This window comes from Stenotrophomonas sp. 01N47 (genome assembly GCF_056399165.1).
This window is the reverse complement of record NZ_JBFTQU010000001.1, coordinates 642,571-665,626: the sequence shown is the minus strand read 5'-3', so window position 1 is coordinate 665,626 and position 23,056 is coordinate 642,571. Positions and strand designations below refer to the sequence as shown.

Sequence of the window (23,056 nt, the reverse complement as noted above, 5' to 3'; positions counted from 1 at the left end):
ATGGGACATGAAAAATGCCTGGGGTTTCTGCTTGGCCTGCTCGTCGCCAGCGGCGGTGTCCATGCCGATGAAGGGGCCGCTGTCGCCAGGGTGCTGGTGATGCCCGTGGATCAACTCAGCAGGGATGAGGTGCGCTACCTGCAGCGGAGCGTTGCCGATTTCGGGCAATTGCAGCGCTATCGCGCCGCCAACGCCGCGCTGCCGGCAGCCCCGGCCGGCAAGCCGCGCGTGGTGTTCTTTGGCGACTCGATCACCGAAGGCTGGGGCGCAGAGGGCAGCAGCACGTTCTTCCCCGGCAAGGGCTATCTCAACCGCGGCATCAGTGGACAGACCACCGCGCAGATGCTGCTGCGCTTTTCGCAGGACGTGCTGGCACTGCGCCCGCGCGTGGTGGTGATCCTGGCCGGCACCAACGACATTGCAGGCAACACCGGGCCGGCCTCGCAGGCGATGATCGAAGACAACCTGCATGCGATGGTCGAGCTGGGACGTGCGCAGGGTATCGCCGTGGTGCTGGCGTCGGTGCTGCCGGTCAGCGAGTACCCGTGGATGCCGGGCATCGCCCCGGCGCCGAAGGTGCGTGCACTGAACGCCGCATTGAAGCGCTATGCCGAGAGGCGGAAACTGGTCTATCTGGATTACTACTCACCGATGGCCAATAGCGCAGGCGGTCTCGATCCGCAGTTGGCCAAGGACGGCGTGCACCCGACGGCGAAAGGCTATGCGCTGATGGCGCCGTTGGCTGAAGTGGCGATCGCGCGCGCGTTGGAGAGCCGGTCTCCGCGTTGAGTTCAGCGCGGCGCAGTGTCCGGCAACGCCTGCAGCAGCCACTCACAGAAACTGATCACCAACGGATCGGCCGCGCTGTCTTCATGCAGCAGCCAACTCCAGCGCGGTCCGCGCACTCGGGCCGCATCGAGCGGATGCAGCAGTCCCTGTTCGCATGCGCGTGCCGCCAGCAGTTCGCTGACCAGTGCGATGCCGAGACCCTGGCACGCTGCATCCAGCAGTTGTCCGGGTTCGGAAAAATTCAGTCCTTCGCGTTGCTGGCCAACGTCGGCACCGCCCTGTACCTGCCACTGGCTCCAGTCCATCTCGCGCTCGCCGTGCAGGGTGGTGCGCGCGTCCACGGGCAAGGCCAGCACGCTGGGGTGGCAGGCCGGATACAGGCGATCCTGCAGCAGCACGCGGTGTGTGCAGTGTGTCTGCGCATCGAGGTCATCACGGATGGCGATGTCCAGCGTCTGCGTTGCCATGTCCGGCGCCTCCTCGCTGGTCAACAGCCACAGATCGGCCTGCGGCTGCTGGCGGCGGAACTCGCCCAGCCGGGGCACCAGCCAATGGCGGGCGAAGGCGGGGCTGGTGTTGACGATCAGCTGATGCGGCTTGCGGTATTGATCCAACCGGCGGATGCCGCTGGCCAGCTGCCGCAGAAGAGCCTGGGTGGTGGCGAGCAGGTCGGCGCCGGCGTCGGTGAGGCTGACGCTGCGGCCCTGGCGGAAGAACAGGGGCTGCTCGAGCGAATCTTCCAGACCGCGTATCTGCTGGCTGATGGCCGACTGGCTCAGGTGCAGTTCCTCTGCGGCGCGATGGAAGCTGCCCAGCCGGGCAGCGGCTTCAAAGCCGCGCAATGCATTCAATGGGGGCCAATGTTTGAGCATGAATGGTAAGTGGGGCTTATCAAAAGTCGGATGAATTAATCGTTTGTTCTTATGTTTGTGTCGACGCAGCATAGTCCCATTCGGTATCGAGCGCCGTGCTTGATCGATCAGCTGGACGTCACCGTCCGCCCCTGGAGCCCCTCATGACGACCCGTCGCCACTTCCTTACCCAACTGGGCAGCAAGCCTCGGTGGTCTGGCCAGCCTCGGCTTGGTCGGCTGGCCCGCGCGTGCGGCCGCTGCCAATGCCGGCGCATGGCATATGCCCGACGAGCACGGCCCGCAGGAACGGGTGTTCCTGGCCTTCGCAGCGCAGCCGCTGGTATGGGGTGAGCAGGCCGACGCGGTGAACACAGCGGTGGCCCGCCTGGCACGCAGCATCGCACGCCACCAGCCGGTCAGCGTGTTGTGTCGTCCGGCGCAGCGCAGGCAAGCGCAGGATCGTTGCGGCAACGACAACATCGAGTTCCTCGACGTGGCGCTGGATGACATCTGGGTGCGCGATTACGGCGGCTGTTTCGTCACCAACGATCAGGGTGGCCTCGGCCTGGTCGATTTCAACTTCAATGGCTGGGGTGGCAAGCAGAGCGCGCGCAACGATGGCGCGGTAGCACCGTGGCTGGCGCAGATGACCGGCGCGACGCTGCTGGAAAGCGATCTGGTGGGCGAGGGCGGTGGCATCGAAGTCGATGGCCATGGCACCGCGATCCTGACCGAAAGCTGCTGGGTCAACCGCAACCGCAATCCCGGCTGGTCGCGCGCGGATATCGAGGCCGAGTTGAAGCACCACCTTGGACTGCGCAAGGTCATCTGGCTGCCGGGCATCGCCGGAGAGGACATCACCGATGCGCACGTGGACTTCTACGCACGCTTCGTGCGCCCCGGCGTGGTGATCGCCAACCTGGACAACGACCCGGAATCGTACGATTACGATCTGACCCGCGAGCATCTGCAGATCCTGCGCGAGGCCACTGATGCCGACGGTCGCAGGCTGCAGGTGCACACGCTTCCGCCGCCGCTGGGCGGCCGCGATAACGTACATACCCGTGACAATGATGATCTGGCGCGTGGTTACATCAACTATCTGCCGATCAACGGCGCGGTGATCGCCCCGCAGTTCGGTGATGTGCGCGCCGATGGCTATTGCCGCGAACTGCTGGAAGACCTGTATCCAGGACGGGTGATCGAGCAGGTCGACATCGATGCGATCGCCGGTGGCGGCGGCGGCATCCACTGCGTGACCAAGAACATGCCGAAGGTGGGGTAAGTACCTTACCGGCGCTGCCGACGCCATGCGATGATGCGGCGAAAGTGGCATGCCGAGTGACGGATGGATCTGGATGCGGCGGTATGGAGTGGCATGGTTGGCGGCAGCATCGCCACGCTGATTGCGCGGCGAGCGGCTGAACGGCTTCCCAGTCACTACCGCGGCCGCAGCCTGGCGTATCTGCGGCGCAGGCATCGTGTTGCGGTATGGAGTGCGAACGCGCTGTTCCTGCTTGGGATCGCCGGCAGCCTGCTGATCTGGCCGTTGGGCCACTACGCCCATACCGATTCGCGTCCGTTGCTGCTGGGCATGGGCATCAGCTGCGGTTCTGCGCTGCTGGCGCTGGTACTGGTTTCCTGGGTGTTACGTCGCCCGATGCGCGAGGCGCTGGTGACCTACGGTTACGCGCAGGGCGGCCCGGTATGGCTGGTCTATTCGATCATGCTGGCAGGTGTGGCCGCTGGCGTGGTCGGGTTGGTGCAGGTGCTGCGCTGAACGCGTGACCGTGCCAGCGTGTGCTACGGGTCGTGTTGCTCACGCATCATCGCGCTTCAGTGCTGCATCCGCTGCCAGCAGCGCCTCGGCTGCCGCACTCAGGGCCGGCGAGGGTGGAGCAACCACGCCGATCGATTCCATCATCTGTGGCATGCCGACGAACTGACGTGCGCGGCGGTCGTAGATGCCGGTGATCAGCAGTGCACGCGTGGCGGTTTTCTGCTCCTGGCCGATCAGTACGCGCTGCTCCATGATGCCGCGTGTGCCGACCCAGCCGACCAGTCGCGTTTCCAGGGTGAAGCGCTGGAACGGCTTCAGCTCGCGCCGGAACTGGATGGTGCCGGCGCCAACGATCGGCGACCACTTCTCACGCAGCGCCACCTTGCCCAGGCCCATGCGCAGGATCAGGTCCAGCCGGCCCAGGTCGAAGATGTTCCAGTAGCGGCCGTTGGTCATGTGCAGGTTGCTGTCCAGGTCGTTGGGCAGCACCCGGAACTGCAGGCGGGAGACGCCGAACGGGGCCTCCAGCTTCGGCCGGAACAGGCTGCACAGCAGCAGGTGGAGCAGGCGGAACCAGAGATTCATGGTTATGACGACTGTTATAGAACGGTCGATACGCTAGTCTATGACGACTGTCTTAGCAAGGAGCAGGCCGTGAGCCCGCGATCGTCCGATGCCCCCCAGCGTGTGATCGATGCCGCAGCGCAGATGCTCGCGCGGGTGGGCCTCAACGCGACCAGCATCCGCGAGGTGACTAAACTGGCTGATGCGCCGCTGGGGTCCACGTATCACCACTTCCCGGGCGGTAAGCAGGAATTGTTGGCACGGGCCACCACGATGGCCGGCGACAAGGTGGAGGCGCTGCTGATCGAACTGCTGAAGGGCGGCGCGGTGCAGGGGTTGCAGCAGTTCCTGGCGCTGTGGCGCGAGCGCCTGCTGCGCACCGGTTTTCGTGCCGGCTGCCCGGTGCTGGCGGCAGCCGTCGAGGAGCCGGTGGAGGCCATGCCGAGCCAGCCACGTGCGGCGGCCGCCGAGGTGTTTGCCCGCTGGCAGGGGCACCTGGCTGAGGCGTTCGTCGCCGATGGGCACGCGCCTGCCCAGGCGACCGGCTTGGCCAGCCTGGTGATTGCCAGTGTGGAAGGCGCAGTGGCGATGAGCCGTGCACTGCAGGACATCACCCCGTTCGACCAGGTGGCTGCGCAGTTGTTGAAGGCAGCCGCACCGCCTGCCTGAGCGGCGCGCGGACTACTTGAAGAACATGTAGACCCACCCGGCAAACATGGGCACCATCACAGCGATACTGGATGCCACCAGCCAGCGTACATAGCGGCTGGCCGCATCGGCCCCTTGCCGTTTCAGTGCCCAGGCATGCAGAGGCAAGACCAGCAGGGTCTGCAGGAACAAGGCCGCCATTGCGCCAAGCCAAAGTGCAAACACGCCCAGGCAGCCGTCACTCATGCAATAGGTCGCGAACCAGGACCCCCAGCCTGCCAGGCCGATCATCGGCAGGAACATGACGATGGCAACAGGGCGGGTGAACTGGGACGCTTGCATGCAGGAGCCGATCCGTTCCGTGGCTGCCCAGAATATAGGATCCACACCGGACTGCGGTTGCCGTGGATCCGACGGGAACTGGATGGGACGTGACCTGTAGACGCGGCGCCACGGCAGGGTAGAATCCGGCCAGCGCAGCCCGCGCGTGCTTGGCAAGGATGTCTGCATGCTGCACCACCTCTCGTTGGGTGTCCGCGATCTCGAGCGTGCAGGTCGCTTTTACGATGCCGTTCTTGCAGCACTCGGTTACCGCCGCGTTTTCGAAGACGACACTGCGATCGGCTATGGCCTGGTCGAGGATGAAGACCTGTTGTGCCTGAAGCTGCGCGAGGGTGCGAGCGCACCGGGGCCCGGCTTCCATCTGGCGCTGGCGGCAACCACGCGCGGCGCCGTTGATCGGTTCCATCATGCGGCCTTGGCCACCGGAGGCCAGGACAACGGACCTGCCGGTCTGCGCCCGGACTACGGCGAGCGCTACTACGCTGCGTTCGTGATCGATCCAGATGGCCATCGCATCGAGGCGGTGACCAAGGCGGCGGCATGAAACACGCACGCCAGCCCGTTTCGATGACGGGCAGCCGCAGCAGCGAAGCGATGCGTGCACGTCGGCAGCTGCAGCATCGTGGCTGGCCACGGTTGCAGATGGCCGTGATTGTCGTGCTCACCGGCGCCGCTGGGTTCCTCTTCTCGCACCTGCTGCGGCTGGCGGGCATGGATGCGATGCTGCTGCGCTATCCACTGGCCGTGCTGATCGCCTATGGCGTGTTCCTGCTGCTGATGTGGATCTGGATCCGGTGGCGCTGGGATGCAGTGGCCGATGGGTTGGGCTCCGCGCCCGGCGGCGGTGACAGCCAGGCATCGCCGTGGACCAGCAGCGGCGGGCATTCCGGCGGTGGTGGCGCATCCGCCTCCTGGGGCGAAGCCGCAGCGTCCTCCAGCGCGAGCGCCGACAGCGCATCGTTGCTGGACGTGGCCGACGGCGAGGCAGGCCTGCCGTTGCTGGCCATTCTCGGCATCATCGCGCTGGTGGCTACAGTGCTCGTGGCCAGTGTCTGGGTAGTCTGGTCTGCGCCGGTGCTGATGGCCGAGCTGCTGGTGGATGCGGCCATCGCCGGGGGTCTGTACAAGCGGATGCAGGGCATGCAGGCACAGGGGTGGTGGCGGCTGTGCCTGTCCCATACGATCTGGCCGCTGCTGGGCCTGCTGGTGTTTTTCGCCGGGCTGGGCTGGCTTGCGCAGCAGTTGGCGCCGGATGCGGTCAGCCTGATGCAGGTGTTCAAGGCGTTGTAACGAAGGTATGTCAGCCATCGCAAAGTCACGTCCTCTCCTTCAATCCGGTTCGGTCATGCGCAAGCGCATTGCATGGAAGCGTATATGGGTGATCAGCACGGCCTTGGCTGCAGTGCTGCTGTTGCCACTGGCCTGCAGCCTTCGGCCCTGGCAGAACCGGGCAGTGGGGGCCGCTGCGGTCAACCTCGGAACTGCCCAGATGCAGGCTGAGGTGATGGCGCTGGCGATCAGGTTTCCCCTGGTCCCGCCTCCTCCCGAGCCAATTCCGATGGTGATGAAAGCTCCGATGGCGCGCTCGGCCCCGCAGCTACCTGCGCAATCTACGGTGCAGGGCGTTGCCACGGTACCCGTTGTGGACAGCAACGCGGCGGCTGCCGTGGACAGGTGGCGACCAGAGTTTCAGCCCCGCTTGACCGATCCGGTGGACGAACGGATGGTGGTGATCGAGCGGACGCTGCCCTACTGCTGGCCGGGAAATCGAATGCAGGTCTGTCAGGACAACGATGATCTGGTCACATGGACCGATGACAGGCATATGTACGCATTGCGCAGGCAGTTGGTGGCGCAGTTGCCGCTGGCCAACCGACGCAGCGTCCGGGTGCCGGACGCTGCGGTGGTGGGAACTCCCCACATGAGCCTGGAGCACCTGCAGCTGATCCAGAAGCAGGGAAACGACGGATGCAGGGACGGGGACCGGTACGGCGGACACCTGATTGTCCATCTGTCGATGCCCGTTTTCAGCACAGACAATCAATGGGCAATGATTGCCGTGACCAACGGCTATTGCGCCAGCGAAGGGGGCTACCGCGCTCGAATCCTGTTCCATCGGGAAGGTGGGCGCTGGGCTCTGGAGAGAACCGAGCTAGCGCTTTGGGGTATTCGTCAGGGTCACGCACCGTGGCCCAAACACAGGCAATTTTGATCGCAAAGGAGAAGCGCATGGATGTCGCTGCACGCAGGAACAGGAAGTTCGTTCGTTGGTTGATGGTGGCGTTGCTGGCCCTGTTGATGCCCCTCGCGGTGATGGCCCAGTCCCGGCCCACAGCGACCCCACCCACCACAGACGTCGCCGCCGAAGAAGCCCAGTGCCGCGCCTGCACCTATGAACGCATCGGGCACAAGGTCGACATCGGCCTGGTGGCCTTGGTGTCGCTGCTGGTGGTCGGCCTGCTTGTAGCCATTTCCCGCGAATGGGGGACGACCTCGCAGCGCTGGACCTGCCGCACGATGGCCATGCTGCTGGTGGGTATCGGGGTGGCCCTGCTGTGGTGGGCGGGCAGCATCATTTACCTGGGCTACAACCCCTGGCAGGAGGACGCGGCTCCGCTGGATGCCGCATTGGCTTCTACACTGCTCAGCACGTCGCCGAAGTGGCTGGCAGCAATGGTGTTGATCGCTTTTGCGCCAGCCATCTGGAAGCGCAGCGAACGCCTGCCAGCGTGGCGTATCGGCTGACCTGGGGTCAGCGGCGCCGGATCGGGTCCGGCGCCGCCTGCTGCAATCAGTCGAAGCGCCAGCGCACGCCCGCATACACGCCGCGGCCTTCGCCGGGCGTCGAGCGCGCCACGTCCTTGCCGGCATCGTTGTAACCGGGGGTGACGGTGGCGGCGTAATGGCGGTCACCGATGTTGCGCATCTCCGCCCACAGCTGCCAGCGGCCGCCCGGTGCGTCGTAACCGATGCGTGTACCGAAGATGACGTGGCTGTCGGCCCAGTAGCTGTTGGCGTAGTCCACCGCGATGCGCGAGGCGTACTCGGTGTTCAGTGCTGCATACAGGCCCGAGGCGTGGTCGAAGCGCAGCTCGGCCTGGTAGGCATGGCGCGGCAGACCGGGCAGGCGGTTGCTGCCGAAGCGCGTGTCATGGCGATAGCGGAAATCGCTGAAGGTGTATGCCTGGCGCAACGACAGACGGCCCGGTGCAGCCTGCCACAAGGTGCTGTCCAGACCGGCCTCGATGCCACGGTGCACGGTGGGGCTGGCGTTGTTCTCAGCGATGAACAGGTTCGGCACCGGCTGCAGTTCCACGCTCAGCAGCTCGTGGTTCACGCGCGCGTAGTAGCCGGTCAGTTCCCAGCGGCCCAACGGCGCGTCGCCGCGTGCGCCGAGTTCCAGCGTGGTGCCGGTCTGGTTCTGCATCGGCACCGGCGCACGCTGGCGGCCGGTGGAAGGACCATTGCCTGCGCTGAAGTACTGGTTCGAGCCCCAGATCATCGACCACGGATGCGGCGCTTCCACCGAACGACTGAGGTTGCCGAACCACTGCGTCTGCGGCGTCTGCTGCCAGGTGAAGCCCAGCCGCGGCGCGTAGTCCCAGTCGTGGTCGCGCAGGCGTCCGCCGCTGCTCGGCCAGGTGACCTGCACATCGCGGCGGGTGTTGATCAGTGCAAAACCGGTCTGTACGCGCAGGCGATCATTCACGGCCAGGTTGTTGCCGATGTGCAGCGTGCTGTCGGTGCCGTGGTGGCGGAAATCGCGCGTGCGGGTGCCGGCGGCATAACCGTTGTTGGCAAAGCGCAGCGACTCGCGCACATCGGCATCCAGGTCGTGGGTAACGCGCAGCCCGATGGTGGTCTCGCTGTCCAAACCGAACAGCGTGTGCCGGCGACGGTAGTCCAGCGTGGTATTGAGATTGGCGTAGTCCAGCTGCTGGCGGTACAGGCTTTCGTTCAAGTCCATCGGATACTTGTGATAGACCAGCCCGGCCTGCAGCGAGGAATCCTCGTCGATCTGCAGGGTGGTGACATTGCCCACCCAGGTGCTCCCCGGTTGCGGACGGCGCGCATCGATGGCCAGGTTGGCCGCGTTCGCCGCGCGCGGGTCGTTGCGGATCTGCTCGCGGGTCAGGCGCCCGGGTGTCTCGTGGTTGGTTTCGCGGTAGCGCACGAAGAAGCGGGTCTGCAGATCGGGGGTGATCTGCCAGCCGATGTTGGCCATTGCGCCCTTGCCATCGCCGGCCGCATGGCGCTGGTAGCCATCGAATTCGGTATCGGTATAGGCCAGGAAGTAATCGACATCGCCGCTAACGCCGCCCCAGCTGATCCCGCGCTTCTGGTAGCCGCGGCTGCCGGCTTCGTAGTGCAGCTGCACGCCCGCCGAGTCGCGACCGCTGCGGCTGATGTAGTCGATGGCTCCGCCCAGGGCCAGCGCGCCGCGTTCGAAGCCGTTGGCACCGCGCAGCACTTCCACGCGCGACAGCCACAACGGTTCCAGCAGTTCGTACGGTGTGCCGCCCGGGCCGGTCAGTGGAAGGCCGTCGATCGACACCGCGATGCCGGAAGCATGTGCACCCGGGCCGCGGTTGATGCCCGACCCGCGGATCGACACCTTGGTGCCTTCGTTGCCCGGCGACTGCGCGCTGATGCCGGGCTGGTAAGCCAACACGTCGGCGCTGCTGGACAGGCGGCTGTCCGACTTGGCCACGTCGATCACGTTGCTGGCGCCCGGCACGCGCTTCAGCGCCTCGCGCGCCTGCGCGCTGGCATCGGCGGCAGTGACCTGCACCGCGTCCAGCGTGGTGGGCTGTGGGGTGGCGTGGGCGGCGGTGGACAGGCCAAGCAGGATGGCCAGCGACATCGGGGAGCGGGTGGGGCGGTGCGGCAGGAAGGGCATGCGGACAGTATGTAAACCAAAAAACAGGCGCGCAAGTTAACAGGTCGGGTGCGGTACGTCACCCCCGGCAGGCCGGGAATCGGCTACACCCCATGAACAACTCGCCGGTAGTCCGGTTCTTGCGCTCAACCAGCGGCGCAGCGCACTTCCGGCAGGTTGCGGCAGTTGCGGCTTGCGTGGGCGTTGCCAGGGTTGGCTCCAGCCGTTCCAACGGTTCGGTGATCGGCCGAGTCTGCACTTCGCGGATCATCCGCAGCAGCTCGGCGCCGGGCACCAATGCGACGGGTTTGCCCGCCACGAAGGCTTGGGCATCACGGCTGAACTTGCCCGAGCTGACAACCATTGCCGCGTCCGCCTTGTGGTGCGCGAGCAACCCGTACATCTCGCGCACGACCGCCACGCCTACCTGCTGCCGTCGCCATTGCTTGCATTGCACCAGCGTGCGCTTGCCGTTGCGTCGCAGGATCAGGTCGATGCCACCGTCCGCGCCGCCCAGTCCGGTTTCTTCGACTGCATAGCCTTGGCGCCGGAAGGCTTCGCCGACAAGAAGCTCGAAGTTGCGCCAGCCCGTCGTGGCCAGGCTTTCCAGCCCGGTTCGGGTATCCAGCAGCCGGCGTCGCCGATAGGCGCCAGCCAAGGAAAGCAAGGTGGCAAGCATGCAGATCGCCAACCAGGCCCAGGCAAATACCGGTTGGGCAAGAACCTGAAGGAGGATGTCGCCAGCGGGGGCAATGACAGGTTGGCGCCACGCCGGTAACAACCAGCGCAGAGTGGCAAAGCCGAGCCCGCCCGCCGCTGCGTTGATGTACCACGGCCATGTGGCCATGACATCCAGAAGACTGTTGCGCCTGCGTCCCATGCATTTTCCTCCGACGTGCTCGGCGTTGTTCAGTCGAGCCTTCCGATTGGTTTTCCGGTTTGCCTCACAGCAAATTCCAGTAGAAGAGGCTCGACTCTACAAAGCGGATTTCACCAGTGCTTTAGATTTCGCGTATAGCGTTTTGGCCATCTCAGCGTTACCGAGCGCAGAATGGCATTCGGCAAGGCTGTCCCAGGCATTGGCCGAGGTGGGATACAGGGCAGTGTTGAGGGCGAAGACCTTCAGTGCGGGTCGATCACCCAGATTGTTGCGGATCGCGTAGCCGGTTGCATTGATGGCCCGCTCCAGTTCGTTGGATGCAATGCCACTGTTCTCGCTCAGCCACGCACGCAGGCTACTTTCACTGCTGTTGTCGCCGATCATGGCATAGCCGATCAAACGTTCGGACAGTGCTGCATGCGGAAACTCGCCTGGCGCAGCCACTGCCATCGTGCTTTCCACCAGCGTGCTCGACCAGGCATTGCGGGCGCTGCCATTGGTCAGGTACACGAACACCCAGTAGCCGCTGGCCAGCGTGCCTTTGTAGGCCAGCCGCGCACGCACGCGGGTGCCACCGTCGTGGCCGACCTGTGTATAGCCATCGCTGCGGGTCGTATCCCAGCCGGTGGAGAAGAAGTTGCTGCCGCCGCCGGTCAGCGTCTGTGGCTGCCACAGCGCTTCCAGCGTGGCCGTGCGCACCAGCTTGCCGGTCGCCAGTGCCTGCAGGAAACGGTTCAAGTCGCCCACGGTGGTCTGCAGATCGGCATGGCCCCAGCCGTAGTTCGGCCAGGGATCTTCATTGGCCGGCTGCAACAGGCCTTCCTTGCCAATGTATGGCACTGCCGCGCGCTGCGCCGGCACGCTGGCTGCTCCCCACGAGGTGCTGGTCATTTTCAGCGGCTGCAGGATGCGTTCGCGTGCAATGACCGGATAGGGCTTGCCGTAATGGGTTTCCAGCAATGCGGTGAGCACCAGGTAGTTCGCCTGCGTGTACTGCACGCGGCTACCGGTGGCGAACTGCATCGGTGCCGAACCAGCGACCTTCAGTGCGGCGGCAAGGTCCGGTGCTACGCCGGTGTAGCCCTTGCTCACCCAGCGGTTGTCCACGCGGTCGTAGTATTCGCCGATGCCAGAGCTGTGGTTGAGGAAGTCACGCACGTGGATGACCTGCCACGCGGTCGGCAGGTCCGGCACATAACGACTGGCGGGGGCATCCAGATCCACCTTGCCCTGGTCCACCAGCTGCATCACCAGCGTGCTGGTCAGCAGCTTGGCCATCGACTGAGCAGCGAAGACGGTATCGACGGTGGCAGGCGCGTGGGTGGCCGGGTCGCGTTCACCACTGGCGCCCTCGTACAGCACGTTGCCGTTGTGTGCGACCAGTACCGCCTGGCCGGCAATGCCATAGCGTTCGCGGTTGATCTGCAGCTGGCTGTTGAGCTGGGAAGCAAGATCTGGCGGAACATCCCGCGCCGAAGCGAACGGGGTGGCGAACAGGGCGCAGAGCAATGCAGAAGCGAGCGTGCGGTACATCGCGGTGATCCGTCAGCGGCGATGGCGCATCTTGGTCACGGCGCGGGATAGGGTCAAGCCAGGAGGGTTGTGCCGACCAAGGTCGGCATCTACCAGAGCCAAAGTGCATCGGGCGATGCCGGCCAGCGGCCGGCACCCCTGCGATCAGCCGAGGATTCCCGGCAGATCCAGACCCTTTTCCTTCGCGCACTCAATCGCGATCTCATACCCGGCATCGGCATGGCGCATCACGCCGGTGGCCGGGTCGTTCCACAGCACGCGTGCAATGCGCTTGGCCGCCGCTTCAGTGCCATCGCAGACGATCACCATGCCGGCGTGCTGCGAGAAGCCCATGCCCACGCCGCCGCCGTGGTGCAGCGACACCCACGTCGCGCCACTGGCGGTGTTGAGCAGGGCATTGAGCAGCGGCCAGTCAGACACTGCATCGGAGCCGTCCTGCATGGCCTCGGTTTCGCGGTTCGGCGAGGCCACGCTGCCGCTGTCCAGATGGTCGCGACCGATCACCACTGGCGCCTTCAGTTCACCGTTGGCCACCATCTCGTTGAAGGCCAGGCCCAGTCGATCACGATCGCCCAGACCAACCCAGCAGATGCGCGCGGGCAGGCCCTGGAACTTGATCTTCTCGGCGGCCATGTCCAGCCAGCGGTGCAGGTGCGGGTTGTCCGGAATCAGCTCCTTCACCTTGGCATCGGTCTTGGCGATGTCTTCCGGGTCGCCGCTCAGCGCGGCCCAACGGAACGGGCCGATGCCGCGGCAGAACAGCGGGCGGATGTAGGCTGGCACGAAACCCGGAAAATCGAACGCGTCCTCGACACCTTCTTCCAGCGCCATCTGCCGCAGGTTGTTGCCGTAATCCACGGTAGGCACGCCCAGCGAGTGGAAACCGAGCATGGCGCGGATGTGGTTGGCCATCGACGCACGCGCGGCCTTTTCCACGTCCTTCGGTGCGGTCACGCGCTTGGCATCCCATTCTTCCACCGTCCAGCCCTGCGGCAGGTAGCCGTTCACCGGGTCGTGGGCGGAGGTCTGGTCGGTCAGCAGGTCCGGCTTCACGCCGCGGATCAGCAGTTCGTCCAGCACGTCGGCAACGTTACCGAGCAGGCCCACCGACAGCGGCTTTTTGGCGGTGCACGATTCTTCGATCAGGCGCAGGGCCTCGTCCAGATCATCCGTCCAGGTATCCAGGTAGCCGGTACGCAGGCGCATTTCGATGCTGCTCTTGCGGCATTCCACTGCCAGGCAGGAGGCGCCGGCCATCACCGCGGCCAGCGGCTGCGCGCCACCCATGCCACCCAGACCGCCAGTGAACAGCCACTTGCCAGCCAGGCTGCCGTTGTAGTGCTGGCGGCCCATTTCCACGAAGGTCTCGTAGGTACCCTGCACGATGCCCTGCGCGCCGATGTAGATCCAGCTGCCGGCAGTCATCTGGCCATACATCGCCAGGCCTTTCTTATCCAACTCGTTGAAGTGATCCCAGTTGGCCCAGCGCGGTACCAGGTTGGAGTTGGCAATCAGCACGCGCGGTGCATCGGCATGGGTGCGGAACACGCCCACCGGCTTGCCCGACTGCACCAGCAGGGTCTGGTCATCGTCCAGGCGCTTGAGGGTTTCGACGATGGCATCGAAGCTCTCCCAATCGCGTGCGGCACGGCCGATGCCGCCGTACACCACCAGTTCCTGCGGGCGCTCGGCCACGTCCGGGTGCAGGTTGTTCATCAGCATGCGCAGCGGCGCTTCGGTCAGCCAACTCTTTGCGGTAAGCGTGGTGCCGGTCGGTGCGGCGATGGTGCGGGACGGGTCGTTGCGGGTCATGCGGCGCTCCGGTTCGTAGCGAATTCAAGGCAGGCATTGAGCACCTGCGCCAGGGTATGGCGCAGCGGTGCGGCGTGGTCGGGGTCGAGCGGGGTGGGCCAGCTGTGCTCGTCCACCTGGTCGGGCAGGGGCTCGTGCATGTAGCCGCGGCAGGCCAGTTCCATCTGCAGGCTGTGCACACCACCGGCAATGCTGCTGTAGTGGCGGGTGATCCAGCCGCCCTTGAAGCGGCCGTTGCGCACCTGGCTCATGCCGCTGAGCGCCAGCAGGTTTTCCACCACATCGCTCAGTGCGTTGTCGCAGGAGGTGTCCGGTGCACCGGACGGCCCGGCGGTGCCGAGATTGAACTGCGGCAACTCGCCCTCGAACAGGTGCGGGATGTGCGAACGGATCGAATGCGCGTCGTACACCACCACGGTGCCGTGCCGCGCACGCAGGCGTGCGATCTGCGTGGCCAGTGCGTTGTGGTACGGCGCGAAATACGTGTCGCGGCGCCGGGCAATCTCAGCGTCGTCCGGCTCGCGACCGGCGTGGTACAGCGGCTGGTTGTCGAAGGTGGTCAGCGGGCATAGGCCGGTGGTGTTTTGCCCCGGGTACAGCGACACGCCGCTGGGGTCGCGGTTGAGGTCGATCACCGAACGCGAGATGGCCGAGCGCACGGTGGTCGCGCCCATGCCGCGTGCGAAGTCGTACAGCTCATGCACCCACCAGTCGGCATCGCGGCGCGCCAACCACGGCGAGTGGAAATCGCCGATCAGGTCATGCGGCAGTTCGCTGCCGGTGTGCGGGAAGCTGACGATCAGCGGCGCATCGCCTTCGTGCACGGTCAGCCATTCGGGATGGCCGTTCATGCCTGCGGTTCCACCGTGGGCAGCAGCTCGGCCAGGCCCTTGGCCAGCACGCCGCTGCGAACCAGATCGGTCGCGATCACCATGTCCGGGTGGAAGTAGCGATCTTCTTCCAGCGTCGGCACCTGTGCACGCAGCGTGGCGCGCACGTTCTCCAGTGCGTTGCTGGAGCGCAGCGGCGCATGGAAGTCGCAGCCCTGCGCAGCGGCCAGCAGCTCGATGCCGATCACGTTGGCCGCGTTCTCGGCCATCTGCATCAGGCGGCGTGCACCGTGCGCGGCCATCGACACGTGGTCTTCCTGGTTGGCCGAGGTGGGAATCGAATCGACGCTGGCCGGGTACGCGCGCTGCTTGTTTTCCGACACCAGTGCAGCGGCGGTCACCTGTGGAATCATGAAGCCGGAGTTCAAACCCGGACGCGGGGTCAGGAAGGCCGGTAGGCCGGACAGCGCAGGGTCGACCAGCATCGCCAGGCGGCGCTCGCTGATCGAACCGATTTCGCACACCGCCATCGCCAGCATGTCGGCGGCAAAGGCCACCGGCTCGGCATGGAAGTTGCCGCCGGACAGTGCCTCGCCGGTATCGGTGAACACCAGCGGGTTGTCGGACACGCCGTTGGCTTCGATTTCCAGCGTGGTCGCGGCCTGGCGCAGGATGTCCAGCGCCGCGCCCATCACCTGCGGCTGGCAGCGCAGGCAGTACGGGTCCTGCACGCGCACGTCGTTGTCGCGGTGCGATTCGCGGATACCCGAATCCTGCATCAGCGTGCGCAGGGTGGCGGCGGTGGCGATCTGCCCACGCTGGCCACGCAGCGCATGGATACGCGGATCGAACGGCGTATCCGAGCCCTTGGCCGCTTCCACAGACAGCGCGCCGGTGACCAGTGCGGCCTGGAACACGGTTTCGATTTCGAACAGACCGGCCAGCGCATAGGCGGTGGAGAACTGGGTGCCGTTGAGCAGGGCCAGGCCTTCCTTCGCGCCCAGCTCGACCGGCTGCAGGCCGGCACGCGCCAGTGCGTCGACCGCCGGCAAGCGCTCGCCACCGACGAAGGCTTCGCCAACGCCGATCATCACCCCTGCCAGATGCGAGAGCGGAGCGAGATCACCCGAAGCACCGACCGAGCCCTGCGCTGGCACCGCCGGCACTACCCCCTTCACGAGCAGCGCTTCCAACAGCAGCAGCGTTTCCTCGCGCACGCCCGAAGCGCCCTGGGCCAGGCTGACCAGCTTCAGCGCCATCATCAGGCGCACCACGTTGGCCGGCATCGGCTCACCGACGCCCGCTGCGTGCGAAAGCACGATGTTTCGCTGCAGGGTGGCCAGGTCCTCGCGCTCGATGCGCACGCTGGCCAGCTTGCCGAAACCGGTGTTGATGCCATACACCGGTGCGCCCTTGGCGACGATGGCAGCCACCGTTGCGGCACTGGCACGCACCGCCGGCAACGCGGCCGGGTCAAGCGACAGCGGCGCACCGCGATACGCCTGCCGCCACTGGGCGAGGGTGACATGGCCGGGGCGAAGAACCAGGGTGTTGCTCATGTGTTGCTCCAGGAGGCAGGCAGGTCGGGCTGTCCGCGCACCACGCGCGCGTGCAGCGGGTTGAATCCAATGCGATAGACCAGGTCGGCGGGGGCGTCGATGTCCCAGATCGCCAGGTCGCAGTCCATGCCGACGGCCAGGCGGCCGATGCGCTCGCCATGGCCCAGCGCACGCGCCGCTTCACGGGTGAAGCCGGCGATGCACTCGTCCACGGTCAGGCGGAACAGGGTGGCGCCCATGTTCATTGCCAGCAGCGGGCTGGTCAGCGGCGAGGTGCCGGGGTTGCTGTCGGTGGCCAGTGCCAACGGCACGCCGGCCGCACGCAGCGCGCCGATCGGCGGCAGGGTGGTATCGCGGGTGAAGTAGAACGCGCCCGGCAGCAGTACGGCGACGGTACCGGCGGCGGCCATCGCGGAAATGCCGGCGTCGTCCAGATGTTCGATATGGTCGGCCGACAGCGCACCGAAGCCGGCCGCCAGTTCGGCGCCATGCTGGTTGCTCAGTTGTTCGGCATGGATCTTGATCGCCAGCCCGTGCGCACGCGCAGCTTCGAATACCTGACGGGCCTGCGCCGGCGAGAACGCGATGTTCTCGCAGAAGATGTCCACGGCCTCGGCCAGGCCTTCTGCAGCGATGGCCGGAATCATCACCTCGCACACCTCATCGGTGTATTCCTGCGCCTCGCGACCGGGCGGCACCGCATGCGCACCGAGGAAGGTCGGCACCACGTTCACCCGGCATTCCTCGCCCAGCGCGCGGGCCACCTGCAGCTGCTTGCGCTCGTCCTGCAGGGTCAGGCCGTAGCCGGACTTGATCTCGATGGTGGTTACGCCTTCGGCACGCATCGCCAGCAGGCGCGGCCGGCTCTCGCGTGCCAACTGCTCTGGCGAGGCAGCACGGGTGGCGCGCACCGTGGAGACGATACCGCCTCCGGCACGGGCGATCTCGGCATAGCTCACGCCCTGCAGGCGTTGCTCGAATTCGTTGGCGCGGTTGCCGGCGTAGACCAGGTGGGTGTGGCAGTCGATCAGGCCCGGCGACATCCAGCGACCTTCGCCGTCGATGCGGGTGGTCGGCTGCAGATGGGCATCGCTGCCGGCGGGGCCGACGTGCACGATGCGGCCATCGGTGGCGGCCAGTACGGCATCGCGCAGGACACCCAGGCCCTCGCCATCGAGGGTCATCAGGTGGACGTTGGACCAGAGGGTATCGACGTGCATGGCATCCACAACGCGGCTGTGCTTATATGTCTATACAATATAGGCGTCCAATTCGGGTTGTCCAGCCATGTCCGATTCGCGTTCCGCGCACTCCTTCCATGCCGCCCACACCCTGCTGGCCGACGGCTGGGCCGCCGACGTCCGCTTGCAGGTGCAGGAGGGACGCATCGCCGCGGTCACGCGTGGGCAGGCTGCGCAGCAAGGCGATACCCGCGTGGGCATCCTGGTGCCGGGCCTGCCGAACCTGCACAGCCACGCCTTCCAGCGCGGCATGGCCGGCCTGACCGAGATCGGTGGCGGCGACGGCGACAGTTTCTGGAGCTGGCGCGAACTGATGTACCGCTTCCTGGCCCATCTGCGCCCGGACGCAGTGCAGGCCATCGCCGCCCAGGCCTACATGGAAATGCTGGAAAGCGGCTTCACCCGTGTCGGCGAATTCCACTACCTGCACCACGATGCCGATGGCCGCCCCTACGCCGATCGCGCCGAGATGAGCGCGCAGATTGCAGCTGCAGCCGCGCAGACTGGCATCGGCCTGACCCTGCTGCCGGTGTTCTATGCACACGCCGATTTCGGTGGGGCGCCGCCGAACCCGGCACAGCGCCGCCTCATCCATGACGTCGAAGGGTTCGCGCAGCTGCTCGATGGCGCCCGCACCGCGCTGGCCACGCTGCCCGATGCGGTGCTGGGCATCGCCCCGCACAGCCTGCGCGCGGTGACGGGCGAGGAGCTGAGCGCACTGCTGCCGCTGACCGATGGCCCGATACACATCCATATTGCCGAGCAGGTACGCGAGGTCGAGGCCTGCCTGGCGTGGAGTGGCCGGCGACCGGTGCAGTGGCTGTACGAGCATGCCCCTGTCGATGCGCGCTGGTGCCTGGTGCACGCCACCCACATCACCGACGACGAGCGCACGCAGATGGTCGCCAGCAACGCCGTGGCCGGGCTGTGCCCGATCACCGAGGCCAACCTGGGCGACGGCCTGTTCCCGATGCAGGCCTTCGCGCGCGAGGGCGGGCGCTTCGGTGTCGGCTCCGATTCCAACGTGCTGATCGATGCCGCAGAAGAGCTGCGCCTGCTGGAATACGGCCAGCGCCTGACCCTGCGGGGTCGCAACGTGTTGGCCCCGGATGCCGGCCGCAGCACCGGGCGCTTTCTGTTTGAAGGGGCACTACAGGGCGGTGCACAGGCGCTGGGTGTGGCTGCCGGCCTGCAGGTGGGTGCCAGCGCAGACATGGTTGAACTGGACGCCGCGCACCCCGCGTTGCAGGCGCGACACGGTGACGCATGGCTTGACAGCTGGGTGTTCGCCGCACGTAATGGCGCGCTGCGATCGGTCTGGCGCCATGGCCGCCAGTGCGTGGCCGAGGGCCGCCACCTGCAGCGCGAGGCCATCACCAGCGCCTTCGCCGCTGCCCTGCGTGGCGTGCTGGGCTGATCGCCTCCCACCATCGAGACTCCACCACGTGAAGGCCAGCAAGTCCGCCACGCTCAACCAGCGCATCCGCAGCGACCTGGAAAGCCGCATCCTCAGCGGAGAGTGGGCGCCGGGCTTCCGTATCCCGTACGAGCACGAACTGATGGAGCAGTACGGGTGCTCGCGCATGACGGTGAACAAGGTGCTGACCGCGTTGGCCGAGAGCGGCATGATCGAGCGCCGCCGCCGAGCGGGCTCCTTCGTGGCTCGGCAGCCACCGCACCTGGAGCAGGTGGCGCTGGAGATCCCGGACATCGCAATGGAGGTCGGCTCGCGCGGACATCAGTACGGCTACCGGCTGCTGCAGCGTGAACTGCGCCTGGCCGAGGCAGCCAATGCCGGCGAAGTGGAACTGGCCGGCAGTGAGCAGTTGCTGGCGATGCGCTGCCTGCATCTGGCCGATGGCCGGCCGCTGGCGCTGGAGCATCGCCTGATCAGCCCGGTCGGCGTGCCCGAGGTGCTGGAGGTGGATTTCAGCACCACCGCGCCGGGCAGCTGGTTGCTGCAGAACGTGTCGTGGACGCGCGCCCAGCACCGCATCAGCGCCTGGGGCGCCGATGCGCCCACCGCCAAGCTGCTGGACGTGAAGCCCGGTACCGCCTGCCTGGTGATCGAGCGCCTGACCTGGCGCGGCGAACAGCCGATCACCCGCGTGCGTCAGATGTTCCTGGGTGATGCCTGGGATCTGGTCGCCCGTTTCGCGCCTGGGACGCGATAGGGGCGAACCCACGCTCGGCTTCTTCCCAGGGCGCTTTCAGCCAAGCGGGAATGAATCGCCGTGAGTAGATCCACGCCATGCGTGGATGTGGTGCCGAGCAGCCGAGCTCGGCACCATCACGCCTCAGTCCATCAATACGTCGCGCACTGCCGCCAGCGCACCGGCTCATCCACACCGGGGCGGGCGTTGAGCTGCACGCGCACGTTGCGCAGGGCGGGGTAGCGCAGCACTTCCTGGCACACGCGTGGCCACACCGTTTCCAGTTCACCGGTGCGGTTGATGGCCAGCGTCTGCCGGGTCAGCCAGACGCCGCTGGCGATGCCGGATTGCCCCGCCAGCGCGCGGGCCAGTTCGGCCTGGTAGCGGTCCAGCGTGGCAGCGTCCGGGTTGAGATTGCTGCGCGTGTCGTCGCCATTCTGCGGCGCGGCTGCGGCGTCCATGGGAGCGGGCGCATTCGCGGCGCTTTCCGGCGCGGCGGGCGTCGGCACAGGACGTGCAGCCGGCGGCGCTACAGGTGCAACGGCCGGTGCTGGGACCGAGTCCGCCTGTTCCGGGCGCAGGCCCTGCAGGCCAAGCCCGACCAGCAGGCCCAGCGTCACTGAGGCCAGTGCGGCAATGGCGATGCGGCGCAGCGCCTCATGGCGGGCGATGGCGCGCACGCGGGTCTCAACATCGGCCGGCAGGTAGGGCTGCAGCAGTGGCCACAGGCGCGGACCATCGATTACTTCCACTGCCTGCTTTTCCGCCGCGCCCAGGCCATCGCGTTCAACCCGGCCTTCGGTGATCAGCATGCCGCCCTTGGCGCCTGCCAGCCGCGCGGCAGCACCCAGTTCGTTCACCGCAGCGGTGCCGATGCGATAGGCCAGGCCGTGCTTGCACGACACCCGCCAGTTGTTCGGACCATCGCTGAGCAGGAAATCGCTGCTCGGCTCACGGCTTTCCTCGCTCGGGTCCTGCAGTTCACGCAGGCCGCGCTGCTCGCGCAGCATGCGCTTGATCAGGGTGGAAAACTCGCGCCAGTGCATGCCAGCCAGGGCCTGCAGGCCCAGTTGCATTTCGGTACGTCGGCGCTTGAACCACCAGAGATAGACGGTGGCCAGGGTGCAGGTAAGCAGGGCCGACAGCAGGGCCAGAATCCAGGGAAGCATGCAGGGCGACGACGGAAGGGGCGAAAACGGAAGCCCACAGTGTAAAGGGCCGACCGGTTGATTGCGTCAGGGTGTTCCCGACAACAACCGTGATGCAGCCCGCAGATCTGCATGCGCCAGACACGAAAAAACCCGCCAATCCTGAAGCCGTGAGGGGAGGGAACAAACGGCAGCCGAAGCGATTGGCGGGTTCTACGCGATTGTCAACGAAAATTTATTGCGTTGCAACAAAGGCGGTTCAGGGCGTGCTGCCCGGCGACTGGTGGCTGCCCGGCGAGGGAGCATCCACGTCGGTGGAGGCACGGTGTTCGAGCTTGGCCAGGCGTGCGGTCAGGGCATCGATGCGGGCTTCCAGCGCGGTCACCTGATCGGCGGTCGGCACGTGCAGTCGCTTGAGTACGCCCTGCACCTGGTCATCGAAGGCCTTGTTGACCTTGTCCCAGGTTCCGGACGCCTTCTCGCGGGCTTCGTCCAGCGAGTGCTCGACGTTGTCGCGCCAGCCCGGTTCCTGCTCGCCGCTGCGTTCACGGCGGCGGGCTTCCCAGGCTTCGCCTTCCTTCACCAGGCCATCGAAGAACCGGCCTCCCTCTGCCTGCGCGCGCCCCAGGGCGCCCAAACCAGCCAGCCAGACCTGCTGTGCCGAATCGCTCAGCTTGCGCGAAAAGCGCTCTGCCTGGTCGCCGAAGCCGGCATCGTCGTCGCGGCGATCGTCATTCTCGTAACGGTTCATTGCATTCCCCGTGGGAGTTGGGCCTATCCCGAGAGTAGCGCGGCGCGCCGTTGCTGGGCCGTGATGGCCGCAGCGCAGATTCAGCCCAGCTTTTCCTTCAACACGCGCTGGATCTCGCTTTCGACCATGCCCTTCATTGCCGACAGCAGGAAGCCCAGCTTGGCCGTGACCCGCACCGCGCCCGGCTGCAGTTCGATCGCACCGTCCACGCCACTGCCGGAGAAATTCAGCACGTCGGCGGCCCACGACGACTTCAGGCCGAAGCGTTCGCCCAGCTTGGCGGCAACCTGCTCGATCGCTTCACGTGCCTGGGTGTCGGGCAGGGTGTGGGCGTGGCGGACATCGATGGTGGACATGCAGGCTCCTGGCGCAGGGCGGGGATCAATTGAGAGGGCGAGCATTGTGCGCATCGACGGCGCCCACGCCAAGCGCTCATCGCAGGTTCTTCTTCGTGGGCGGCCAACCTGCTAGTCTGCGCCGCGTGCAGAACCTGCTAGTTCACTTCAGTCAACAACAACAGCCCGACCAGCCGCTGCGGCCCGGGGTGCAGCGCATCGTGCGCCAGGCAAACGGCAGCGTGCGCCTCGGTGATGCCGGCAACGGCGCGCTGCTGCTTGCGCAGTTCTGCATGGACGACCGCGGCCTCTGGCTGCAGGTCGGCAACGGTATCCGTGGCATCCATGTGAATGGTCGCCCGGTGCGGCGCATGGCCCTGCTGAGGGCGGGCGACGCGGTCTACGTCGATGGCGTGGAAATGGTCCTGCAGGGCGAGGTCGACACCCTGCTGCAGGCACCGGCGCCGGCAGCCAGCGTCGAAGGCAGCGGTGACGAGCAGCGCCTGCTGCGCGGTGTGGGCGGCCTGCACCACGGCCGCAGCTACCCCCTGTCGCGCGCGCGGGTGATCGGCCGTGGCAGCGATGTCGACATCGAGATCGATGAGCCCGCCTTCGCCGAACAGCACGCGCGGGTGGAAGTCCACGGCGAGCGGGTACTGCTGCGCGACCTGGGCAGTGCCGATGGCACCCGGGTCAACGGCGTTGCCGTACGCCACTGCTGGCTGCAGGCCGGCGACCAGGTCGTGTTCGACGGCCAGCACCGGTTCGTGCTGGAAGTGCCGCACGACCCGCGCCGGCGACCGCCACTGGCCGATGACGAAGGCAGCGACGAAGCCGAACAGGCACCGGTGGTGCCGGTCGCCCCGCGTCGGGTGCGGCGCTGGCCGTGGCTGCTGGGCAGTGCGTTGCTGCTGGCAGCCGTGCTCAGCCTGCTGCTCTGGTTCGGCGCGCGCTGAATT

At 66.4% G+C, this 23,056-nt stretch carries 24 protein-coding genes; 11 read left to right on the top strand and 13 right to left on the bottom strand.

All coding sequences use genetic code 11. The annotated features are described in order from the left end of the window. On the top strand, nucleotides 1–789 hold the full coding sequence (locus tag AC1DKR_RS03095) for an SGNH/GDSL hydrolase family protein (protein WP_223495587.1): 789 nt from the start codon (nucleotides 1–3) through the stop codon (nucleotides 787–789). Between the two features lie 2 nt (nucleotides 790–791). Here AC1DKR_RS03095 and AC1DKR_RS03090 read toward each other — a convergent pair whose 3' ends face one another. Further along, the gene (locus AC1DKR_RS03090; protein ID WP_478031042.1) at nucleotides 792–1,661 is read right to left on the bottom strand and encodes a LysR family transcriptional regulator; all 870 of its coding nucleotides are present in this window, start codon (nucleotides 1,659–1,661) and stop codon (nucleotides 792–794) included. A 261-nt stretch (nucleotides 1,662–1,922) separates the two neighbouring features. Here AC1DKR_RS03090 and AC1DKR_RS03085 point away from each other — a divergent pair, with 261 nt between their 5' ends. Both AC1DKR_RS03085 and AC1DKR_RS03080 read left to right on the top strand, forming a co-directional pair. After that, the gene (locus AC1DKR_RS03085) at nucleotides 1,923–2,927 is read left to right on the top strand and encodes an agmatine deiminase family protein (protein ID WP_478031040.1); all 1,005 of its coding nucleotides are present in this window, start codon (nucleotides 1,923–1,925) and stop codon (nucleotides 2,925–2,927) included. 63 nt (nucleotides 2,928–2,990) lie between these two features. Beyond that, nucleotides 2,991–3,422 carry a hypothetical protein gene (locus tag AC1DKR_RS03080; protein ID WP_223495584.1) on the top strand — a complete coding sequence of 144 codons (432 nt, stop codon included), beginning with the start codon at nucleotides 2,991–2,993 and terminating at the stop codon, nucleotides 3,420–3,422. 39 nt (nucleotides 3,423–3,461) lie between these two features. On the opposite strand, the gene AC1DKR_RS03075 is transcribed toward AC1DKR_RS03080, so the two are convergent. After that, nucleotides 3,462–4,007, bottom strand: coding sequence for a thioesterase family protein (locus tag AC1DKR_RS03075; protein ID WP_478031038.1), 546 nt, complete (start codon nucleotides 4,005–4,007; stop codon nucleotides 3,462–3,464). A gap of 69 nt (nucleotides 4,008–4,076) precedes the next feature. Between AC1DKR_RS03075 and AC1DKR_RS03070 the strand changes: the two genes are divergently transcribed. Then, entirely contained in the window at nucleotides 4,077–4,655 is a 579-nt protein-coding gene (locus tag AC1DKR_RS03070) for a TetR/AcrR family transcriptional regulator (RefSeq protein WP_478031036.1), read from the top strand. Between the two features lie 12 nt (nucleotides 4,656–4,667). Here AC1DKR_RS03070 and AC1DKR_RS03065 read toward each other — a convergent pair whose 3' ends face one another. Further along, the gene (locus AC1DKR_RS03065) at nucleotides 4,668–4,976 is read right to left on the bottom strand and encodes a hypothetical protein (RefSeq protein ID WP_478031033.1); all 309 of its coding nucleotides are present in this window, start codon (nucleotides 4,974–4,976) and stop codon (nucleotides 4,668–4,670) included. Between the two features lie 166 nt (nucleotides 4,977–5,142). On the opposite strand from AC1DKR_RS03065, the gene AC1DKR_RS03060 reads away from it, so the two are divergent. Genes AC1DKR_RS03060 through AC1DKR_RS03045 form a run of 4 tightly spaced genes read left to right on the top strand, consistent with a single transcriptional unit; the run spans nucleotide 5,143 to nucleotide 7,721 of the window. Continuing rightward, entirely contained in the window at nucleotides 5,143–5,520 is a 378-nt protein-coding gene (locus tag AC1DKR_RS03060; RefSeq protein ID WP_478031031.1) for a VOC family protein, read from the top strand. Beyond that, nucleotides 5,517–6,266, top strand: a complete 750-nt coding sequence (locus AC1DKR_RS03055; RefSeq protein ID WP_478031029.1) for a hypothetical protein — start codon at nucleotides 5,517–5,519, stop codon at nucleotides 6,264–6,266. The genes AC1DKR_RS03060 and AC1DKR_RS03055 overlap by 4 nt, the downstream gene beginning before the upstream one ends. Nucleotides 6,267–6,321: 55 nt before the next feature. Then, nucleotides 6,322–7,188 (top strand): hypothetical protein, encoded by an 867-nt coding sequence (locus AC1DKR_RS03050; protein ID WP_478031026.1) that lies wholly within the window; start codon nucleotides 6,322–6,324, stop codon nucleotides 7,186–7,188. Beyond that, nucleotides 7,164–7,721 (top strand): hypothetical protein, encoded by a 558-nt coding sequence (locus tag AC1DKR_RS03045; RefSeq protein WP_478031024.1) that lies wholly within the window; start codon nucleotides 7,164–7,166, stop codon nucleotides 7,719–7,721. The genes AC1DKR_RS03050 and AC1DKR_RS03045 overlap by 25 nt, the downstream gene beginning before the upstream one ends. A gap of 46 nt (nucleotides 7,722–7,767) precedes the next feature. Here AC1DKR_RS03045 and AC1DKR_RS03040 read toward each other — a convergent pair whose 3' ends face one another. The 7 genes from AC1DKR_RS03040 to hutI all read right to left on the bottom strand — a co-directional run bounded on the left by AC1DKR_RS03040 (nucleotide 7,768) and on the right by hutI (nucleotide 17,689). Next, complete coding sequence (locus AC1DKR_RS03040; RefSeq protein WP_478031022.1) at nucleotides 7,768–9,876, bottom strand: TonB-dependent receptor family protein; 2,109 nt, start codon at nucleotides 9,874–9,876, stop codon at nucleotides 7,768–7,770. 58 nt (nucleotides 9,877–9,934) lie between these two features. Next, nucleotides 9,935–10,735: a restriction endonuclease gene (locus AC1DKR_RS03035; RefSeq protein ID WP_478031020.1), complete on the bottom strand. Its 801-nt coding sequence runs from the start codon at nucleotides 10,733–10,735 to the stop codon at nucleotides 9,935–9,937. Between the two features lie 96 nt (nucleotides 10,736–10,831). Next, a complete protein-coding gene (locus AC1DKR_RS03030) occupies nucleotides 10,832–12,268 on the bottom strand; it encodes a serine hydrolase domain-containing protein (RefSeq protein ID WP_478031018.1) in 1,437 nt (478 codons plus the stop codon). Between the two features lie 144 nt (nucleotides 12,269–12,412). Beyond that, nucleotides 12,413–14,080, bottom strand: coding sequence for a urocanate hydratase (gene hutU / locus AC1DKR_RS03025; protein WP_478031016.1), 1,668 nt, complete (start codon nucleotides 14,078–14,080; stop codon nucleotides 12,413–12,415). After that, on the bottom strand, nucleotides 14,077–14,931 hold the full coding sequence (hutG, locus tag AC1DKR_RS03020) for an N-formylglutamate deformylase (RefSeq protein WP_025876972.1): 855 nt from the start codon (nucleotides 14,929–14,931) through the stop codon (nucleotides 14,077–14,079). Before hutG ends, hutU begins: the two co-directional genes overlap by 4 nt. Then, the gene (hutH, locus tag AC1DKR_RS03015; protein ID WP_478031013.1) at nucleotides 14,928–16,469 is read right to left on the bottom strand and encodes a histidine ammonia-lyase; all 1,542 of its coding nucleotides are present in this window, start codon (nucleotides 16,467–16,469) and stop codon (nucleotides 14,928–14,930) included. The genes hutG and hutH overlap by 4 nt, the downstream gene beginning before the upstream one ends. After that, nucleotides 16,466–17,689 (bottom strand): imidazolonepropionase, encoded by a 1,224-nt coding sequence (gene hutI, locus AC1DKR_RS03010; protein WP_478031011.1) that lies wholly within the window; start codon nucleotides 17,687–17,689, stop codon nucleotides 16,466–16,468. The genes hutH and hutI overlap by 4 nt, the downstream gene beginning before the upstream one ends. Nucleotides 17,690–17,756: 67 nt before the next feature. Between hutI and AC1DKR_RS03005 the strand changes: the two genes are divergently transcribed. Together AC1DKR_RS03005 and hutC are read left to right on the top strand one after the other, a co-directional pair. Next, the gene (locus tag AC1DKR_RS03005) at nucleotides 17,757–19,127 is read left to right on the top strand and encodes a formimidoylglutamate deiminase (protein ID WP_478031008.1); all 1,371 of its coding nucleotides are present in this window, start codon (nucleotides 17,757–17,759) and stop codon (nucleotides 19,125–19,127) included. Between the two features lie 28 nt (nucleotides 19,128–19,155). Continuing rightward, on the top strand, nucleotides 19,156–19,884 hold the full coding sequence (gene hutC / locus AC1DKR_RS03000; protein WP_165377534.1) for a histidine utilization repressor: 729 nt from the start codon (nucleotides 19,156–19,158) through the stop codon (nucleotides 19,882–19,884). A 131-nt stretch (nucleotides 19,885–20,015) separates the two neighbouring features. On the opposite strand, the gene AC1DKR_RS02995 is transcribed toward hutC, so the two are convergent. From AC1DKR_RS02995 to AC1DKR_RS02985, 3 genes are all read right to left on the bottom strand, one after another. Next, a complete protein-coding gene (locus AC1DKR_RS02995; RefSeq protein ID WP_478031005.1) occupies nucleotides 20,016–21,032 on the bottom strand; it encodes a restriction endonuclease in 1,017 nt (338 codons plus the stop codon). 238 nt (nucleotides 21,033–21,270) lie between these two features. Beyond that, entirely contained in the window at nucleotides 21,271–21,762 is a 492-nt protein-coding gene (locus AC1DKR_RS02990; protein ID WP_025876984.1) for a phasin family protein, read from the bottom strand. 80 nt (nucleotides 21,763–21,842) lie between these two features. Beyond that, on the bottom strand, nucleotides 21,843–22,118 hold the full coding sequence (locus AC1DKR_RS02985; RefSeq protein WP_025876985.1) for a polyhydroxyalkanoic acid system family protein: 276 nt from the start codon (nucleotides 22,116–22,118) through the stop codon (nucleotides 21,843–21,845). Nucleotides 22,119–22,243: 125 nt separating this feature from the next. Between AC1DKR_RS02985 and AC1DKR_RS02980 the strand changes: the two genes are divergently transcribed. After that, on the top strand, nucleotides 22,244–23,053 hold the full coding sequence (locus AC1DKR_RS02980; RefSeq protein ID WP_025876986.1) for an FHA domain-containing protein: 810 nt from the start codon (nucleotides 22,244–22,246) through the stop codon (nucleotides 23,051–23,053). Nucleotides 23,054–23,056: the final 3 nt, after the last annotated feature.

What these genes read in the sequence shown, in the direction of transcription:
- AC1DKR_RS03005 (WP_478031008.1), top strand. Translation starts at nt 17,757, where the DNA reads ATGTCCGATTCGCGTTCCGCGCACTCCTTCCATGCCGCCCACACCCTG.
- AC1DKR_RS03075 (WP_478031038.1), bottom strand. Translation starts at nt 4,007, where the DNA reads ATGAATCTCTGGTTCCGCCTGCTCCACCTGCTGCTGTGCAGCCTGTTC.
- AC1DKR_RS03090 (WP_478031042.1), bottom strand. Translation starts at nt 1,661, where the DNA reads ATGCTCAAACATTGGCCCCCATTGAATGCATTGCGCGGCTTTGAAGCC.
- hutU (WP_478031016.1), bottom strand. Translation starts at nt 14,080, where the DNA reads ATGACCCGCAACGACCCGTCCCGCACCATCGCCGCACCGACCGGCACC.
- AC1DKR_RS03080 (WP_223495584.1), top strand. Translation starts at nt 2,991, where the DNA reads ATGGATCTGGATGCGGCGGTATGGAGTGGCATGGTTGGCGGCAGCATC.
- AC1DKR_RS03040 (WP_478031022.1), bottom strand. Translation starts at nt 9,876, where the DNA reads ATGCCCTTCCTGCCGCACCGCCCCACCCGCTCCCCGATGTCGCTGGCC.
- hutI (WP_478031011.1), bottom strand. Translation starts at nt 17,689, where the DNA reads ATGCACGTCGATACCCTCTGGTCCAACGTCCACCTGATGACCCTCGAT.
- AC1DKR_RS03030 (WP_478031018.1), bottom strand. Translation starts at nt 12,268, where the DNA reads ATGTACCGCACGCTCGCTTCTGCATTGCTCTGCGCCCTGTTCGCCACC.
- AC1DKR_RS03085 (WP_478031040.1), top strand. Translation starts at nt 1,923, where the DNA reads ATGCCCGACGAGCACGGCCCGCAGGAACGGGTGTTCCTGGCCTTCGCA.
- AC1DKR_RS03060 (WP_478031031.1), top strand. Translation starts at nt 5,143, where the DNA reads ATGCTGCACCACCTCTCGTTGGGTGTCCGCGATCTCGAGCGTGCAGGT.
- hutG (WP_025876972.1), bottom strand. Translation starts at nt 14,931, where the DNA reads ATGAACGGCCATCCCGAATGGCTGACCGTGCACGAAGGCGATGCGCCG.
- AC1DKR_RS03095 (WP_223495587.1), top strand. Translation starts at nt 1, where the DNA reads ATGGGACATGAAAAATGCCTGGGGTTTCTGCTTGGCCTGCTCGTCGCC.
- AC1DKR_RS03055 (WP_478031029.1), top strand. Translation starts at nt 5,517, where the DNA reads ATGAAACACGCACGCCAGCCCGTTTCGATGACGGGCAGCCGCAGCAGC.
- AC1DKR_RS03065 (WP_478031033.1), bottom strand. Translation starts at nt 4,976, where the DNA reads ATGCAAGCGTCCCAGTTCACCCGCCCTGTTGCCATCGTCATGTTCCTG.
- AC1DKR_RS03050 (WP_478031026.1), top strand. Translation starts at nt 6,322, where the DNA reads ATGCGCAAGCGCATTGCATGGAAGCGTATATGGGTGATCAGCACGGCC.
- AC1DKR_RS02990 (WP_025876984.1), bottom strand. Translation starts at nt 21,762, where the DNA reads ATGAACCGTTACGAGAATGACGATCGCCGCGACGACGATGCCGGCTTC.
- AC1DKR_RS03035 (WP_478031020.1), bottom strand. Translation starts at nt 10,735, where the DNA reads ATGGGACGCAGGCGCAACAGTCTTCTGGATGTCATGGCCACATGGCCG.
- AC1DKR_RS02995 (WP_478031005.1), bottom strand. Translation starts at nt 21,032, where the DNA reads ATGCTTCCCTGGATTCTGGCCCTGCTGTCGGCCCTGCTTACCTGCACC.
- hutH (WP_478031013.1), bottom strand. Translation starts at nt 16,469, where the DNA reads ATGAGCAACACCCTGGTTCTTCGCCCCGGCCATGTCACCCTCGCCCAG.
- AC1DKR_RS02985 (WP_025876985.1), bottom strand. Translation starts at nt 22,118, where the DNA reads ATGTCCACCATCGATGTCCGCCACGCCCACACCCTGCCCGACACCCAG.